The following is a 15295-nucleotide window of genomic DNA, read 5'->3' as shown; positions in this document are numbered from 1 at the left end:
CATATACTCTAGGACATCCTAATGACTCATAGTTCCATGAAATCCTTCCGCGACACTGTTGAGGCAGTCGTGGTCGCATTGATACTCGCCTTTATCATTCGTGCCTTTATCGTCCAGGCCTTCAAGATTCCCTCCGGCTCCATGCTGGAGACCCTCCAGATCGGCGATCACCTGCTGGTGACCAAGTTTGCCTATGACGTGCGTCTGCCATCCACCATCTGGCTCGACACCACTGACGGCAAGGTGCTGGCCAAGGTCGGCGATCCCGAACGCGGCGATATTATCGTGTTCAAGTACCCCAATGATGAGAGCGTTGACTTCATCAAACGCGTCATCGGTCTGCCCGGCGAGACCCTGGAAATCCGTAATAAGGTGGTCTACATCAACGGCCAGCCCATTGAGGAACCGTATACCCGTCACACCAAGGCGGACAGACGCCCGGTGCGCGACGATTTCGGTCCGGTCAAGATTCCCGAGGGCGAATACTTCTGCATGGGCGACAACCGCGAAGGTTCCCATGATTCCCGTTTCTGGGGCACGGTCAAGCGTTCGAAGATCGTGGGCAAGGCTCTGGTCATTTACTGGTCCTGGGGGTCGTTGACGGATATTCGTCTTGGACGCATCGGAACCACGTTCAACTAGACCATCTCTTTGTGATAGATGAAAAAGCCGCTCTTATGAGCGGCTTTTTTTTATGCGATTTTCAATGCTGTTCAGTTGGTAGTCGATGGTTGTAAGTTCATGCTTGTGTTTTGAAGAATGAAAGGCACGCTCCTTTGGAGCGAGAGCCAGTTTTTTGGGGCATGCGCCCCAAAGGCCTTCCATGCCCTTCGCGGGCGGCGGTCTCTTTTTGAGGAGCAAAAAGAGACGCAAAAAGCTCCTTGCACTAGCGTACCCGCCCGAGGTTTGTCGGCGAGAAGCTGATCAACTCGGGACGGCTCCATGCCGGGAAAAGTAGAGGACCTCCCTTTCCGTGACTTGCCGGGGCGAGTGGCTGCATTCGTATTGCCTGACCGGAGCCGCCGTCCTTTCGTTGTCAGCTTCTAGGCCTTGCAAACAGGGCTAAGCTAGGGCGATCTGAGCTGATTGCAGGCGAGATCAAAGGATGCCCACTAAGTTGCCGACAGCCTGAAATCCACGCCGTCCACATCAAAAGAGCATCTCCCTTAACGACGGGCAATCGGAAGCGAACCTTAGAGCCTGTCGCGGGCGACGCAGCGCAGCCCGACCGAGTCTGATCATCATAGACATCCTGTCGGGCAGTGAAGTCGCCTACAGGCTCTTGGGTGCGCTTCCTCGCTCACAGACAACAAAGCGCTTTTTGCCTCCTTTTTGCCGCTTCGCAAAAAGCAGGTCGCCGTAAAGGCGAAAAACGTATGAATAATTTGGGATAGCATTCTCACCGCGTAGCGCGCACATCGTAAAAAACAGTTTCATTGAATTGGGAAAGACCTCTCGCGGTAGGTGCCCCATAGGGCAACGCACCAATGAATTACGGATTCGCAAAGCGAATCCGCCCTCTCAATAAAAGGAATACAAAATAAGACAGCCCCCGCCGGGACTCGGGCGGGGGCTGTTCTGGAGGGGAGCGTTCCTACTTTTGTGGCCTCATGAATCTCGCTTTTCATGCGGCCGGTAGGTTTTTTGTCAATCGCTCCGGCTGCGTATCGACGCCGGAGGATATCGGCTGGTGACTCCGCTCCCGTGACAGTGGCGGTTTTTTCGGAACATGCGTACCGTAAAATATATAATCAGCCTGATGATGAGCGGTTGGAATATGCCGCCGAATTGAAATGGCATCTAAATTTGCCAGACTCCATGTCCGCCGCCATGGAAAGAACCTGTGCCGATGCACCAATTCCCAACTGTGCCGACGATATCCATTCTCTATCTCCACGCTGTTGATTGAAGATAGAGCATAGACCGTGCCAGAAGTATTTTGTAATGATTCCGGTGTGTTGACTTTTTTTGACGAATTTAAACATGTGCAATTGTGCATAGGTTTGCATAATGCTCATGAAATGATTTGCACGAAATCTGCACAGAATCTGTGGTGGCGGGGAAAATGTGTGCAGTCTGAGGCTGTCGTCAAAAAAAAGCGGTTGTATACCATATAAAGAGGGACAGTACTTCGGGCGGCAGAAGGGAGGAAGAGCGTGTGCGGAGCGGGACGGGGTGCCCTGTTCTCATGACGCAAAAAAGCTGCCACCGACATATGGTCGATGGCAGCATAGCTTTTGTAGCTGAAATGTCTAAGCGGACTTAGTCTGCTTTTTTCTGCGCAACGGGCTTGGTAACAGCACCGTTACGGATGCAGCGGGTGCAGGCCTTGATGCTGACAACCTGACCGGATTCGAGCTGATGGCGCACCTTCTGCAGGTTGGGCATGAAACGACGCTTGGTCTTGATGTGGGAGTGGCTGACATTGTTGCCGCTCTGAGGGCCCTTTCCACAAATATCGCAAACCTGAGACATTGCGACCTCCTAATGTATTCAAATGAAATTGTTAAACTTTCTTTATTGCTTGTTGCCTGTGATTGGTAGCTTCCCCAGGCAGCGGGAGTGATTCATTACCGAGCCTTCATGCAAATGGCAAGAGTTTTTTTCCTTGACAGATGAAATTGTTCCCATATAGGAAGCTTCGGTTGCCGCAAGGGGCATGCCCCCTGGCACGGGAGAATATTATGTTTGAATTATGGTTACCGATCAGTGATATTGCTACAGAAGGACGCGCCTTCACCTTTGACGACCAGGCTTTCTGGAAGAAGGGGTGGAACGAGTTCAAGCTGAAGCTTCGTCCTGCAAAAGATCTGGTTGCGGAATATACCATTCTGCCCCAGTCTGACAATGGTGCGCTTGTGCAGGGTTCCCTGAAAGGGAGCGTGTCCATGGCGTGTGATCGGTGTACCGGTCTGTTTGAATATGATATCGATGTCACCTTTGACACCTATGAGCAGCTTCCTGAAGAGGGCGACGACGAAGAGCCCCGTATCCGTGAGGAGAACGGGCAGCTTCAGCTGAATATAGGTGCCATCCTGTGGGAGGAATTTGCATTGACATTGCCGTTCAAACCGTTGTGTTCCGAGGGATGCAAGGGGATTTGCGCGGGGTGCGGCAAGGACCTTAATACGCAAAAATGCGAATGTGAGCAGGAAGAGGGCGACGAAAGGCTTGCGGTTTTCCGCAACTTGAAGATAAAGTAACGCCCCTTGCCTGGGTGACTTGATCATCCGGCGGGTTGAATTAACGACTTTAATAATAAGAGGTATACATCATGGCAGTCCCCAAGAAAAAGACTTCCCGGTCCCGTAAGGGTATGCGTCGTTCCCACGATCATGTGGCAGTTCCCAATATCGTTTACTGCGAATGCGGTGAGCCCAATCTTCCTCATCGCGCTTGTGCCGTCTGTGGTTCCTACAAGGGACGCCAGGTAGTCAGCAGCGACGATGCATAGCATCGACACAACTTCGGCTCCACGCATTGCCGTGGATGCTATGGGGGGCGATTTCGGCCCCAGTGTGGTTGTTCCCGCTGCGGTTGATGCCGCACGCGAGGGGATTGCTATTGCCCTTGTCGGTGACGAAGAGCGTGTCAACGCGGAACTTGCCAAGTGCGATGCCGACGGACTGGATATCCAGGTCGTCCACGCTTCACAGGTTGTGGAGATGGATGACAAGCCGGCGGACGCACTGAGGCGCAAGAAGGATTCGTCCATCCAGGTTGCTTGCCGCATGGTAAAGCAGGGTGAAGCCCATGGCGTGGTTTCGGCGGGTAACTCCGGCGCAACCGTTGCCTGTGGCATGTTCACCATTGGCCGTATCCGTGGCGTGCAGCGTCCGGCGCTGGCTGGCATTTTGCCCACGGAGAAGAATCCCGTGGTGCTCATTGACGTGGGCGCCAATGTGGACTCCAAGCCCCAGCATCTCTTTCAGTTCGGCCTCATGGCCGACGTCCTTGCCCGGTATGTTCTGGGCGTCAAGGACCCGTCCGTGGGCATTTTGTCCATCGGCGAGGAAGAGGGTAAGGGCAACGCTACCGTGCGCGATGCGTTTGACCTGCTCAAGGCCTCCCAGCTTCGTTTTATCGGCAACGTCGAAGGCCGCGATATCTTTACTGGTGAAGTGGATATCGTCGTCTGTGACGGGTTTGTGGGCAATGTGGCTCTCAAATTGTCCGAAGGATTGGCCACGTCACTTGGTCGCATTCTCAAGGAAGAGCTGAAATCGAGCTGGATTTCCAAATTGGGCACGTTGCTTTCCATCCGCGCGTTCAAGCGGTTCAAGAAAGTGACGGATTACGCCGAATACGGCGGGGCGCCATTGCTGGGACTCAAGGATATTGTCATTGTAACGCATGGCAAATCCAATGAGCTGGCCGTGACCAACTGCATCCGCATGGCTGCAACCTCCTATCGAAATAACGCGACTGCACATCTGGCTGAAGGTCTGGCCGCTCATAAAGGGCTGACAAACAAGGACACAAAATCAGCAGCGTAGACTCTTTCCGTTCATAAACCCAGGTTGTGCAAATTCGTGCACGGCTTGACCACACCAGCCCATTGGCATACACACCCACCCATGATGAATTTCATCCTCCGCGGTTTCGGTCACTATGCGCCTGAAAAGGTCTTGACCAATGCCGATCTCGAAAAAATTGTCGATACTTCGGACGAGTGGATTACCTCTCGAACAGGTATCAAGGAACGGCATATTGCCGCTGATGACGAGTGTACCTCTGACATGGGGTATGAAGCAGCTCAAAAAGCGCTGGCTCAGGCAGGCATCAAGCCTGAAGAACTCACCCATATCATCTGTGGTACATTCACTCCTGACTCAATGATTCCTTCAACAGCGTGTCGCATTCAGGAAAAACTCGGCATCAAGGGGCAGATGTGTCTTGATGTACAGGCTGCCTGTTCCGGGTACCTGTATGCCTTGCAGTCTGCCCGCGGTTACCTGTGCCTGGAGCCGGATTCCAAGATCCTGGTGGTTACCAGTGAGGTCGTTTCCCGGCGCATGAACTGGGAAGACCGGGCTACCTGTGTGCTTTTCGGCGATGCTGCGGGTGCGACCGTGATGACCTCTGGCGATACCGCCGACGGTCCTCATGTTGTTGACGTCATGCTGGCTGCCGATGGTTCACTGGGCGACCTGCTCACGGTCAACGGTGGCGGGTCCGCATATTCCTACAAGCTGGGTGAAGCGATCGGTCCTGAATATTTTGTCGAGTTCAAAGGGCGTGAAGTGTTCAAGCACGCCGTGCGCAACATGACCGACATGTGCGAGAGCATCCTTGAGCGTAACGGTCTCACCAAGGCCGACGTCAATGTACTCATTCCGCATCAGGCAAATCTTCGTATCATCGACGCGGTTGGTCGCCGTTTCGATATTCCTGAAGAACGAATTTTCACCAACATAGCCCGCTACGGAAACACCTCTGCGGCATCGGTCCCGGTGGCCTTGTCAGAAGCGCTGGAAACAGGGTTTGTCAACAAGGGCGACCTTGTGCTCATCCCCACTTTCGGCGGCGGGTTTACCTGGGGTTCGGCCCTCATTCAGTTCTAGATATTAAAACGTTTGTTTGTTTGCTTTTTTCGGGCAGATGGGGAATAGATTTTTTGGTGACAATGCATCCATGAATTTGCAGTCCGGGACCAATTGGTATATTGGACCCTGATCAACGAGAATACAACGAGGTTACTCCATGAGCGATCTTTCAAAAGTCGCACTGGTCACGGGCGGTTCCCGTGGCATCGGTCGCACCATTGCCGAGACATTGGCAGCAGATGGTTTTGAAATTTGCCTGACCTACGTCAGCCGTCCCGAGGCTGCCGAGGAAGTGGTGAAAACCATTCAGGGTGCGGGCGGTAAAGCCAGGGCCTTTCAGCTTGATTCCGGTGACCGTGCAGCCGTGGCCACCTTCTTCAAGGAAGAGATCAAGGGCAAGGTTTCCCTGGATGTTCTCGTCAACAACGCGGGGATCACCCGTGACGGCCTGATGATGCGCATGAAGGACGACGACTGGGACAAGGTCATTTCCATCAACCTGACCGGCTGTTTCACCTTCCTCAAGGAAGCTTCCAAGATCATGGGCAGGCAGCGTTCCGGCCGTATCATCAACATCACGTCCATTGTCGGACAGATGGGGAACGCAGGCCAGGCCAACTATTGTTCGGCCAAGGCCGGTCTCATCGGTCTGACCAAGTCAGCCGCCCGAGAACTGGCCGGACGCGGGATCACGGTCAATGCCGTGGCACCCGGCTTCATTGAAACCGACATGACCGACGAACTGTCTGAAAAAGTCGTTGAAGCCATGCTCGCACAAATTCCGTTAAAATCCCTCGGGCAGTCCGAGGATATCGCAGCCGCTGTCTCCTTCCTGGCTGGACCCGGAGCCGGGTATATTACCGGCCAGGTTCTGGGAGTGAACGGCGGCATGTACATGTAAGTCAAGAAAACAATTTGATAGTGGAGGAAATCATGTCCGACGTAGCAGCACAAGTTAAAGCAATTATTGTCGATCAGCTGGGTGTATCCGAAGACGAAGTCGTTGAAGGCGCAGCATTTGTTGAAGATCTGGGCGCAGATTCCTTGGACCTGACCGAACTGATCATGGCCATGGAAGAAGAGTTCGACCTGGAAATCGACGATGAACAGGCGCAGAAAATTCTCAAAGTCGGCGATGCCATCTCTCACATCGAGAAGGCTGTTTAGTTCGACTTTTTTGAAAAAGTATATATGTGAGCGTCTTATGCATTGTTGGGTGTAAGACGCTCCTTTTTCATTACATCAAGACACGGCAGGTATTATGAACAGGGTCGTTGTTACCAGCGTAGCCGCAGTCACTCCTCTTGGAAATGACGTGGAAACCAGCTGGCAGAACCTCCTGGCCGGAAAGTCCGGCATAGGACACATTACCAAGTTCGACACCACGGACTTTCAGACGAAGATTGCCGGTGAGGTCAAGGATTTTGATCCCACCGTCTACATCGGCAAGAAAGAAGCGCGTCGCATGGAAACGTTCACTCAGTATGCAGTGGCCGCGACCAGGATGCTCTTTGATCAAGCCGGATGGACTATTCCCGAATCCGAACGCGACAGGGTCGGCACCGTTATCGGCGTCGGACTTGGTGGCCTGCAGACCATTGAGGACTGCCATACCAAGCTGCTGAAAAAAGGCCCCAGTCGTATTTCTCCGTTCTTCATACCCATTCTCATCGCCAACATGGCTGCCGGTCAGGTGTCCATTGAAGCGGGTGCCATGGGGCCGAACGTTTGCACAACCACGGCTTGTGCCTCTGGTACGCACGGCGTAGGCACGGCCTATACCGATATTGCCATGGGCCGCGTGGACGCCATGATTTGTGGCGGTGCGGAGTCCACTATTTCCAAACTTGCGGTTGCCGGGTTCAATGCCATGAAGGCGTTGTCCGTGCGCAACGATGAGCCGGAACTCGCGTCCCGCCCATTTGACAAGGACCGCACCGGGTTCATCATGGGTGAGGGGTGTGGTCTCCTGCTCCTGGAATCTCTGGAACACGCCAAGGCGCGTGGTGCCGAAATCCTGGCCGAAGTGGTCGGTTACGGTGCGTCCGGAGATGCCTATCACATGACTGCTCCGCCCGAGGACGGCTCCGGCATGGCCTACGCCATGATGGCTGCCCTGCGCGAAGCGAAGATCGACCCGAGTGCGGTTGATCACATCAATGCTCACGGTACTTCCACCTATCTCAATGATTTGTGTGAGACGCGGGCCATCAAGAAGGTCTTTGGCGACCATGCCTACAACATCGACATCTGCGCCAACAAATCCCAGATCGGGCATCTGCTCGGCGCAGCGGGTGGTGTTGAATCCGTGTTCGCGGTCAAGACTCTATCCGAGGGTGTGATCCCCGGCACGGTCAACCGGGATAACCCGGACCCGGAATGTGACCTGGATGTGTGCGCAGACGGGCCGCGAGAAAAGCAGGCCGAATATGCGCTCAGCAACTCATTCGGCTTCGGCGGAACCAATGCCTGTGTCCTGTTCAAGCGGTTCTCCGGTTAAGTAGCGTTAACAAGGGAGGCCGAACGGTCTCCCTTTTTTGATATATGGACGGATCTCCACCCCACACGTATCGGTGGAAGTACCTGGCCGGGATCGATGAAAAAGTTGATTTCTGTCGGGCACGTTACAACCCGCTGGGTGCCTGTAGGGGCTGGGAAGCCATTCGAATCCACCTTTTTACCATGAGGATATCACCATGGAAGAACTGCTTATCCAAGACCCGGATGTAGCCAAGGCTATTATTGAAGAAGTAGACCGTCAGGTCTCCAAACTGGAACTGATCGCCAGTGAAAATTTCGTGTCCACGGCCGTGCGCCAGGCACAGGGGTCGGTCATGACCCACAAGTACGCGGAAGGGTACCCCGGCAAACGGTGGTACGGTGGCTGCGAACATGTGGATGTGGTCGAAGACCTCGCCCGTGATCGCGCCATGGAACTGTTTGGCGCTGCCTATGCCAACGTGCAGCCGCACTCCGGATCCCAGGCAAACATGGCTGTCTATTTCGCCGCCTGCCAGCCCGGTGACACCGTGCTCGGCATGGACCTTTCCCACGGTGGGCACCTGACCCACGGCTCCCCGGTGAACTTCTCCGGCAAGTTGTTCAACATGGTCCACTATGGTGTGTCCAAGGAAACCCAGACCATCGATTACGATGAAGTTGAAGCCCTTGCCAAAGAGCACAAGCCGACCATGATCATTGCCGGCGCTTCCGCCTATCCGCGTGTCATCGACTTTGCCCGCTTCCGCGCCATTGCCGATGAAGTCGGTGCCAAGCTCATGGTCGACATGGCGCACATCGCCGGTCTCATCGCCGCTGGTGAGCATCCGTCCTGCATCGAGCACGCCCACTACACCACGACCACCACGCACAAGACTCTGCGCGGTCCTCGTGGCGGCATGATCCTCGCTTCCGAGGATCTGGGCCAGGAGCTGAACTCCAACATCTTCCCCGGCATTCAGGGCGGACCGCTCATGCACGTCATCGCCTCCAAGGCCGTGGCCTTTGGCGAAGCGCTGTCGCCCGGCTTCGTCGAGTACCAGCAGCAGGTCGTCAAGAACGCCAAGGTGCTGTCCACTTCCCTGATCGAGGCTGGGTACAAGCTCGTGTCCGGTGGCACCGACAACCACATGATGCTCATGGATCTGTCTGACAAGGACTACACCGGCAAGGACGCCCAGATCGCTCTGGACAAGGCCGGCATCACTGCCAACAAGAACACCATCCCGTTCGAGACCAAGTCCCCGTTCCAGACCTCTGGCGTGCGTCTCGGCACTCCGGCGCTGACTACCCGAGGCATGATCGAAGAAGACATGATCGTGGTCGCAGAAGCCATTGTCGCCGCACTCAACAACATGAACGATGACAAGACACTCAAGGCTATCTCCGAAGAAGTCGAAGAGTTCGCCCGCGAATTCCCGATCTTCGCCTGGTAGCGCACTATAGAGTACATATGAAGGCCCGCGTCAGCTCAAGCTGGCGCGGGCCTTTTCTTATGTCAGCCGTACAGAGAATGCTCCTCCTCCGAGGAGGGAGAGGTAAAAGAGTGCGGCTCCATTTCAGGGCCGGATCAGTTTGGTGAATGGTCCTGTGTGAGTTCTCGTTTCGAGTTATTCATCAGTGCCCGTCCGGCGGCCAGAATAAGAGCCGAAATGAGCAGAAAATGGATGAACATGTCTTTCTGGACTGCGCCCCATATGATGTAGAGGGAGCCGCAACCGGCTAGAAAAGGGCACAGGAAACGATTGACCGGAGACAGGTCCGTAAAGGTCTTCATGACCCAGAAGTAGATGGAGATGTATATGACATAGAGGAATGCTATGGGCAGCTCCGAGATATCCATGAATTGCCCCCACCAACCGTGGAAGTTGCCGTACCAGACCACCAGCCAGATGCAGGAGATCACATAGCCGATCAGCGCGGAGTTGGTTGTGGCGTTGGTTCGCGGATTGACCTTGCTGAATATTTCCGGTCGGGGGCCCATGCCGCGTGAGGCGATGGAGTACATGCCGCGAGCCGAACCCATGATCAGGCCGTTGAGGGTGCCGAGGCAGGAGATGATGACAAACAGCGTCAACAGCGTGCCGCCCAGGTTGTTGAAGATCAGGGAGATAACCTGGACCGGGGCGGCATCCCCGGCCTTGATGACGTCTTCGTTGGTCAGGACGCCCGAAATGCCGAGATAGTACAGCATGTAGATGACTGCGATCGCCATTGTGCCGGTCACCAGCGCCTTGGGCAGCGTCCGTTTGGCGTCTTTCAGTTCCGCGTTGATGACCGTGGCGATAATCCAGCCCTCATAGGCAAAGGCTGTCGCCAGTGTGGCTACGGCCAGTCCTCCGCCTTCCGTGGCTACGGTCTGCGCCGTCTGTGTGAAGTTCTGTATGGTCATGCCGCTTTTCAGTCCTGCAATGGAGCCGACGACCGCCACAAGGGCCAGCGGGATAAGCTTGATCACTGTTGATGTGACCTGCCATTTGCCCGCCAGAATCGGGGAGAAGTAGTTGAGCAGAAACAAACCGGTCATGTAGATGAACGCGATGGGCCAGACGCCGCTTTCCAGGCCGAGCAGCCCGACGGTGTAGTTTGCCGAGACCCAGGCCAGCACCGCGACAAGGGTGGTCAGGTAGATAAAGGTCATGAACCAGGCGACCATATAGCCGGCCTTGGGACCATAGGCCTGCTCGAAATAATCGACCACGCCGTTCACGCGTTCGATGCGCGTGGCTATCAGTGAAAAAACATAGGCTGTGACGATCATGATCGCGGCACCGATGAGCCAGGCTGTCAGGGCGGTTGGCAGGCTTCCACCCGAGGCCTTGAGCACGTTGTCGGCCTTGAAGAATACGCCCGAACCGATGGTGATACCGATGACCATGGCGGTCGCGGTCCAGAATCCGTACTTTTTTTGCAGGTTTTCCATGAATATGTATCAATCCTTTACAGAGGCGTGGTCTGTAGTGCGGCACGCCGTCAGGCCCAGAGTAGCAGGTGGGAGCGGCAGCCATATTAAAGAGAAGAATGACGAGACAGTGCAGTCCGCCAGGGGAGTGCGCTTGGATTGTTAGGGTGCCGGATACAAAAAAGTCCAGTGTTTTTTTCCCAACGTGTAACCTCTTGGTTTGTTTATGGAAATAATTGAACAAAAATGGTGTTGTTGTACGAATGATATGTAGTCATGTGATAAAATATTTGTTAACAGATATTCCTCTGTGCGCTGGCAACCGTGATGGTGAAAACAAGAAGTATGCATATGCCTGGATCCTGCTGTCGTTTCTTCTGTGCAATAGGAGCGAGTTTCTTCGTAATTCTGCTGTTGGCAGAGTACGTCTTCGCTGGTGCGGATTACACGGAAACAGGCATCACCATTGCGGCTACTGCAAACTGGAGACCTTACTCATTTAAAGGAAGTGACGGGCGTCCGGCTGGCTTCCTCGTTGATTATTGGGAAAAATGGTCAGAGAAAACCGGTGTTCCTGTCAGCTTCAAGCTGGCTGAGTGGAACGATTCACTCAGGCTGGTCATCAATGGAGAATGTGATCTCCACTGCGGGCTGTACGCTACGGATGAACGCGCCAAGATATTCGCTTTCACCGGCCCTGTATATCAGGGGTCGAGTGTCATAGTGGTACGGAGTGGTGTCTCCTGCGAATCAGACCTGCCCTCTCTCCGTTGGGGAGGCGTTACCGGGACCGTCGATATTGACTACGCACGGAATTATTCTGTTGCCGGAGAAGTGACCCCGTTTTCATGCAGTACAAGCCTGCTCAAGGCGCTTGATGCCGGAACCATACAGGCGGCGATTGATGACATGTCAGCAGTCGTACTGATCGGTCGGGACCTTGGTGTCGAAAACGCGTTTAATATCTGCGAAACAGTGTATGTCGGCGATCTGTTGGGTGGAGTGCAGAAGGAACGGACCGACCTGATGGAGTTGGTCAAGCTGGGAATGGCGCGGGTATCCGCGAGTGAACGACGAGCCATTGTCAACAAGTGGTTCATTGATCAGGAAATACAGACAGGGTGGTGGCAGGGCCATGTTGTGTTGGGTGGAGCGAGCCTGGTGGGAGGCCTGATAGTCCTGCTCCTGACCACGGGCCGTTCCAGAAAAAAGCGGCGCACACTGTCGGATAAAAATTAGACGTTTTCCATGCCGCATTTGCGGCATTTACTGCACTCGATGCCCGGGCAGCCGGGGGTGACTTGCGCTTCTTTGGCCTTGAGCCATTCCTTCCAGAGAAAATCGCGTTTGACGCCAATGTCCACCACTTCCCACGGAAAGACTTCGTCTTCGCCGCGTTCGTGGTCAAGAAACGCTGCCGGGTCGCCGTCCCATCGTTTGAGTGCCTTTTTCCAGCCGCCATGTTCCGCTGCCAACAGAATGAACTCGGCCAACTCTTCGCCGCCTCGTGCCAGCAACCCCTGGAGCCGGGCCTGAAACGGGGAATCATGTTGCAGGGTCACGCCCTTGTACGGCTTGACCATGTTGGTGAGCTGCTTCATGCGCGCGGTCAGGGATCGTTCGTCCATCATGGGTGCCCACTGAAAGGGAGTGAACGGCTTGGGCACCAGCGAGCTGATCCCGATGGTGATGCGCATGAATTGTTTCTTCTTGCCGCCGGGTTCTTTGCTGCGGATGCGCACGATTTCGGCCAGAAATTCAGTCAGTTCCTCATAGTCTTCATCTGTTTCGCCGGGCCAGCCCGCAATGAGGTAGAGCTTGAGGTGGTTGACGCCGTAGCGGGCACAGAGCCTGACCGCGTTCAGGAAATCCTTGGGGTCCAGCTTCTTGCTCATCATGCGTCGGAGTCGCTCGCTGGCTCCTTCAAGGGCGAGGGTCACGGTGCGAATGCCGCGTTCGCGCAGATAGACCAGCAGCTCTTCGGTGATCCCGTCTGCGCGCATGGAGGACAGCGAAAATTTCTTTTTTTTGCCATGCAGCCATTTGAGGAAGGGGAGCAGCTCGGGCCAGTCCGTGAGGGCGGTGCCGACCAGCCCCACCTTGGGCGGGTCAGCGATTTCGACGATGCGTTTGAGTTCATCCAGTTTTGCGTGGCGGGGAGGGCGATAGATATACCCGGCAGCGCAGAATCGGCAACCATAGGGACAGCCGCGGTTGACTTCGAGGAGCAGGGTGTCGCGAAAGGCGGCGCGCCCGGAAATGAAGCAGGAAAATGCGGGGTCGTTGAGTGGGCCGGTTCTGCCGGAGACCACCCGTTTGACAGGTGTTTTCGAGCGGCCCGGGACATAGACGCCGGGCATGTCCTTGATGGCGTCGAGGATTGTTTCCTTGTCTTTGCCGTCAAAGACGAGCTGCTTCAGGGTTTCGAACAGCCGGAGAAAATTGTCGTCCGCCTCGCCAACCCAGAACATGTCCACAAAGGGCGCGATGGGAGCCGGGTTCAGAAAGGCGATAGGGCCGCCTACCATGACAAGGGGAAGAGAAGGGCGTTCCGCCGCAAGTAGCGGAACGCCCGCTGCCTGGAGCGTTCGAGGAAGGCTGAGGAAGTCCTCCTCGAACGTGATGCTCCAGGCGATTACAGGGAATGAGGATAATGGGCTATTTGATTCGCGCGTTCTAGGGTCGGTGCCATCGGTTAATCCCAGCTTGTCCGGGAAGACACGTTCAACGGCCAGGCCGGGTTCCTCGGTAAGCGTCCGAAAGACGGCTTGCCAACCAAGGGCGGATATGGCGGCCTTGTCACCTCCGGGGACGGTCAGTGCCACAGGCAACCGTCCACCGAAGTCGGGAGCTGTTGGCTCCGACACGCCATGATACAGGGTTCGCTTACCGATGGCAGCATCCTCTTACGCGCTCTATTTTCAATGCATGACTCTCTTTATTCAGGTCAGTTTCTGGCGTGCGTCGGACGCACGTCATGCTTGTCGGAGATATGAAGCGGCTGCGTGCCGGTCATGTCTCGTCTCCACGGATCAGGGATGAAGCTGATTCAGTCTCGCGCTTCATCTCGTGAACTAGTCGACATTTCTGCGAATGAACGCCGGGACTTCGAGGTCGCCTTCATCAAAGATGAAGTCGTCTTCGCCCGGACCGGCAACGGCGCGCTGGCTGCGCTGCATGGCCGGAGTCTCGGTCGTGTTCAGTTCGCCGCCCTGCTTGCGCAGGTATGCCGGAATGTTGCGGTCGGTGTTGATGACTTGCTGGTGCCCTGCGCGTTTGGGCTGTGCCTGCGGTGCAGACATGCCCTGGGGGCGTTTGAGCAGCAGCATCTTCTGCTGTTCCGCCTTGCTCAGGACCGGCTCGGCCTCTTCCACGGAGTTCTCAATGCCGGTGGCGATGACGGTGATGCGCATCTCGTCGCCAGCGTCGGGGTCGAACACGGTACCGAAGAAGATCTCGGCGTCGTCGTGCGCTTCCTTGTAAATGATGTCAGCGGCTTCGGAGACCTCGTCGATGAGCATGTCCGGGCCGCAGGTGATGTTGATGAGCACGCCCTTGGCTCCCTCGATGGAGACGTCCTCCAGCAGCGGGGAGGTGATCGCCTTCATGGCGGCTTCCTTGGCGCGGGACTCGCCCGAGGCGATGCCGGTGCCCATGAGGGCCATGCCGGAGCTGGACATGGCGGCCTTGACGTCTGCGAAGTCAAGGTTGATCAGGCCGTGGACCGTGATCAGGTCGGCAATACCCTTGACCGCGTAGTAGAGCACTTCGTCGGCCTTTTTGAGCATGTCGGAGAAGGAGGCCTTTTTTGCGGCCAACTGGAGAAGACGGTCGTTGGGGATGGTGATCATGGAGTCGACCACTTCGCCGAGCGCGCGGGCGCCTTCGTCAGCCTGCTGCAAACGACGCTTGCCTTCAAAGTAGAAAGGTTTGGTGACAACGCCGACGGTGAGTGCGCCCATTTCCTTGGCAACCTCGGCCACGACAGGAGCGGAACCGGTGCCGGTGCCGCCGCCCATGCCGGCGGTGATGAAGACCATGTCCGCACCTTCGAGTGCCTCGCGAATCTGGTCCACGGATTCCATGGCGGCAGAGCGGCCGATCTCAGGGTTGGCGCCTGCGCCCAGCCCCTTGGTCAGCTTCTCGCCGATCTGGATCTTGTGTTCGGCCAGGGACTTGTGGATGTCCTGGTTATCCGTATTTGCAACGATGAACTTTACGCCCTTGAGCGCGGATTGGATCATGTTGTTGACAGCATTACCGCCGCCACCACCGCAGCCTACGACCTTGATCTTGGCGTTATTTTCATGTTCGATTTCAAAGTATTCCATTGTGTCTTTCTCCTCAG

The 15295-nt window shown here is 55.5% G+C and carries 14 protein-coding genes; 10 read left to right on the top strand and 4 right to left on the bottom strand.

The genetic code is table 11. The features are described from left to right. The first annotated feature begins 21 nt into the window (after positions 1-21). Positions 22-642 carry a signal peptidase I gene (lepB, locus tag SRBAKS_RS08170; protein ID WP_229596038.1) on the top strand — a complete coding sequence of 207 codons (621 nt, stop codon included), beginning with the start codon at positions 22-24 and terminating at the stop codon, positions 640-642. Between the two features lie 1620 nt (positions 643-2262). On the opposite strand, the gene rpmB is transcribed toward lepB, so the two are convergent. Further along, positions 2263-2475, bottom strand: coding sequence for a 50S ribosomal protein L28 (rpmB, locus tag SRBAKS_RS08165; RefSeq protein ID WP_229596036.1), 213 nt, complete (start codon positions 2473-2475; stop codon positions 2263-2265). A 209-nt stretch (positions 2476-2684) separates the two neighbouring features. On the opposite strand from rpmB, the gene SRBAKS_RS08160 reads away from it, so the two are divergent. The 8 genes from SRBAKS_RS08160 (at position 2685) to glyA (ending at position 9481) form a co-directional block, all read left to right on the top strand. After that, positions 2685-3203 carry a YceD family protein gene (locus SRBAKS_RS08160; protein WP_229596034.1) on the top strand — a complete coding sequence of 173 codons (519 nt, stop codon included), beginning with the start codon at positions 2685-2687 and terminating at the stop codon, positions 3201-3203. A gap of 71 nt (positions 3204-3274) precedes the next feature. Beyond that, positions 3275-3454 (top strand): 50S ribosomal protein L32, encoded by a 180-nt coding sequence (rpmF, locus tag SRBAKS_RS08155; protein WP_229596032.1) that lies wholly within the window; start codon positions 3275-3277, stop codon positions 3452-3454. Further along, complete coding sequence (gene plsX, locus SRBAKS_RS08150) at positions 3447-4496, top strand: phosphate acyltransferase PlsX (protein WP_229596030.1); 1050 nt, start codon at positions 3447-3449, stop codon at positions 4494-4496. The genes rpmF and plsX overlap by 8 nt, the downstream gene beginning before the upstream one ends. Positions 4497-4577: 81 nt before the next feature. Further along, complete coding sequence (locus SRBAKS_RS08145) at positions 4578-5564, top strand: beta-ketoacyl-ACP synthase III (RefSeq protein WP_229596020.1); 987 nt, start codon at positions 4578-4580, stop codon at positions 5562-5564. A gap of 139 nt (positions 5565-5703) precedes the next feature. Then, on the top strand, positions 5704-6447 hold the full coding sequence (gene fabG / locus SRBAKS_RS08140; protein WP_229596011.1) for a 3-oxoacyl-[acyl-carrier-protein] reductase: 744 nt from the start codon (positions 5704-5706) through the stop codon (positions 6445-6447). A gap of 32 nt (positions 6448-6479) precedes the next feature. Next, positions 6480-6713: an acyl carrier protein gene (locus SRBAKS_RS08135; protein WP_229596009.1), complete on the top strand. Its 234-nt coding sequence runs from the start codon at positions 6480-6482 to the stop codon at positions 6711-6713. A gap of 94 nt (positions 6714-6807) precedes the next feature. Next, positions 6808-8046 carry a beta-ketoacyl-ACP synthase II gene (gene fabF, locus SRBAKS_RS08130; RefSeq protein WP_229596003.1) on the top strand — a complete coding sequence of 413 codons (1239 nt, stop codon included), beginning with the start codon at positions 6808-6810 and terminating at the stop codon, positions 8044-8046. A gap of 196 nt (positions 8047-8242) precedes the next feature. Beyond that, a complete protein-coding gene (gene glyA, locus SRBAKS_RS08125) occupies positions 8243-9481 on the top strand; it encodes a serine hydroxymethyltransferase (RefSeq protein ID WP_229595991.1) in 1239 nt (412 codons plus the stop codon). A 134-nt stretch (positions 9482-9615) separates the two neighbouring features. Here the strand turns inward: glyA and SRBAKS_RS08120 are convergent, their stop codons facing one another. Then, positions 9616-10968 (bottom strand): APC family permease, encoded by a 1353-nt coding sequence (locus SRBAKS_RS08120; protein ID WP_229595980.1) that lies wholly within the window; start codon positions 10966-10968, stop codon positions 9616-9618. Positions 10969-11292: 324 nt separating this feature from the next. Here SRBAKS_RS08120 and SRBAKS_RS08115 point away from each other — a divergent pair, with 324 nt between their 5' ends. Beyond that, on the top strand, positions 11293-12186 hold the full coding sequence (locus tag SRBAKS_RS08115; protein WP_229595978.1) for a transporter substrate-binding domain-containing protein: 894 nt from the start codon (positions 11293-11295) through the stop codon (positions 12184-12186). Here SRBAKS_RS08115 and SRBAKS_RS08110 read toward each other — a convergent pair. Both SRBAKS_RS08110 and ftsZ read right to left on the bottom strand, forming a co-directional pair. Further along, positions 12183-13814: a radical SAM protein gene (locus SRBAKS_RS08110; protein ID WP_229595976.1), complete on the bottom strand. Its 1632-nt coding sequence runs from the start codon at positions 13812-13814 to the stop codon at positions 12183-12185. The two genes, SRBAKS_RS08115 and SRBAKS_RS08110, sit on opposite strands and share 4 nt — an antisense overlap. A 207-nt stretch (positions 13815-14021) precedes the next feature. Then, positions 14022-15278: a cell division protein FtsZ gene (gene ftsZ / locus SRBAKS_RS08105; protein ID WP_229595954.1), complete on the bottom strand. Its 1257-nt coding sequence runs from the start codon at positions 15276-15278 to the stop codon at positions 14022-14024. Between the last annotated feature and the right edge of the window lie 17 nt (positions 15279-15295).

The organism is Pseudodesulfovibrio sediminis (assembly GCF_020886695.1).
GTDB classification, from domain to species: Bacteria; Desulfobacterota; Desulfovibrionia; order Desulfovibrionales; family Desulfovibrionaceae; genus Pseudodesulfovibrio; species Pseudodesulfovibrio sediminis.
The sequence above is the reverse complement of the archived record's forward strand: the minus strand, read 5'-3'. Positions and strand labels throughout refer to the sequence as shown.

Bases quoted from the DNA above. Each gene is read 5' to 3' on its own strand.
- lepB (WP_229596038.1), top strand. From the start codon at position 22: ATGACTCATAGTTCCATGAAATCCTTCCGCGACACTGTTGAGGCAGTC.
- rpmB (WP_229596036.1), bottom strand. From the start codon at position 2,475: ATGTCTCAGGTTTGCGATATTTGTGGAAAGGGCCCTCAGAGCGGCAAC.
- SRBAKS_RS08160 (WP_229596034.1), top strand. From the start codon at position 2,685: ATGTTTGAATTATGGTTACCGATCAGTGATATTGCTACAGAAGGACGC.
- rpmF (WP_229596032.1), top strand. From the start codon at position 3,275: ATGGCAGTCCCCAAGAAAAAGACTTCCCGGTCCCGTAAGGGTATGCGT.
- plsX (WP_229596030.1), top strand. From the start codon at position 3,447: ATGCATAGCATCGACACAACTTCGGCTCCACGCATTGCCGTGGATGCT.
- SRBAKS_RS08145 (WP_229596020.1), top strand. From the start codon at position 4,578: ATGATGAATTTCATCCTCCGCGGTTTCGGTCACTATGCGCCTGAAAAG.
- fabG (WP_229596011.1), top strand. From the start codon at position 5,704: ATGAGCGATCTTTCAAAAGTCGCACTGGTCACGGGCGGTTCCCGTGGC.
- SRBAKS_RS08135 (WP_229596009.1), top strand. From the start codon at position 6,480: ATGTCCGACGTAGCAGCACAAGTTAAAGCAATTATTGTCGATCAGCTG.
- fabF (WP_229596003.1), top strand. From the start codon at position 6,808: ATGAACAGGGTCGTTGTTACCAGCGTAGCCGCAGTCACTCCTCTTGGA.
- glyA (WP_229595991.1), top strand. From the start codon at position 8,243: ATGGAAGAACTGCTTATCCAAGACCCGGATGTAGCCAAGGCTATTATT.
- SRBAKS_RS08120 (WP_229595980.1), bottom strand. From the start codon at position 10,968: ATGGAAAACCTGCAAAAAAAGTACGGATTCTGGACCGCGACCGCCATG.
- SRBAKS_RS08115 (WP_229595978.1), top strand. From the start codon at position 11,293: ATGCATATGCCTGGATCCTGCTGTCGTTTCTTCTGTGCAATAGGAGCG.
- ftsZ (WP_229595954.1), bottom strand. From the start codon at position 15,278: ATGGAATACTTTGAAATCGAACATGAAAATAACGCCAAGATCAAGGTC.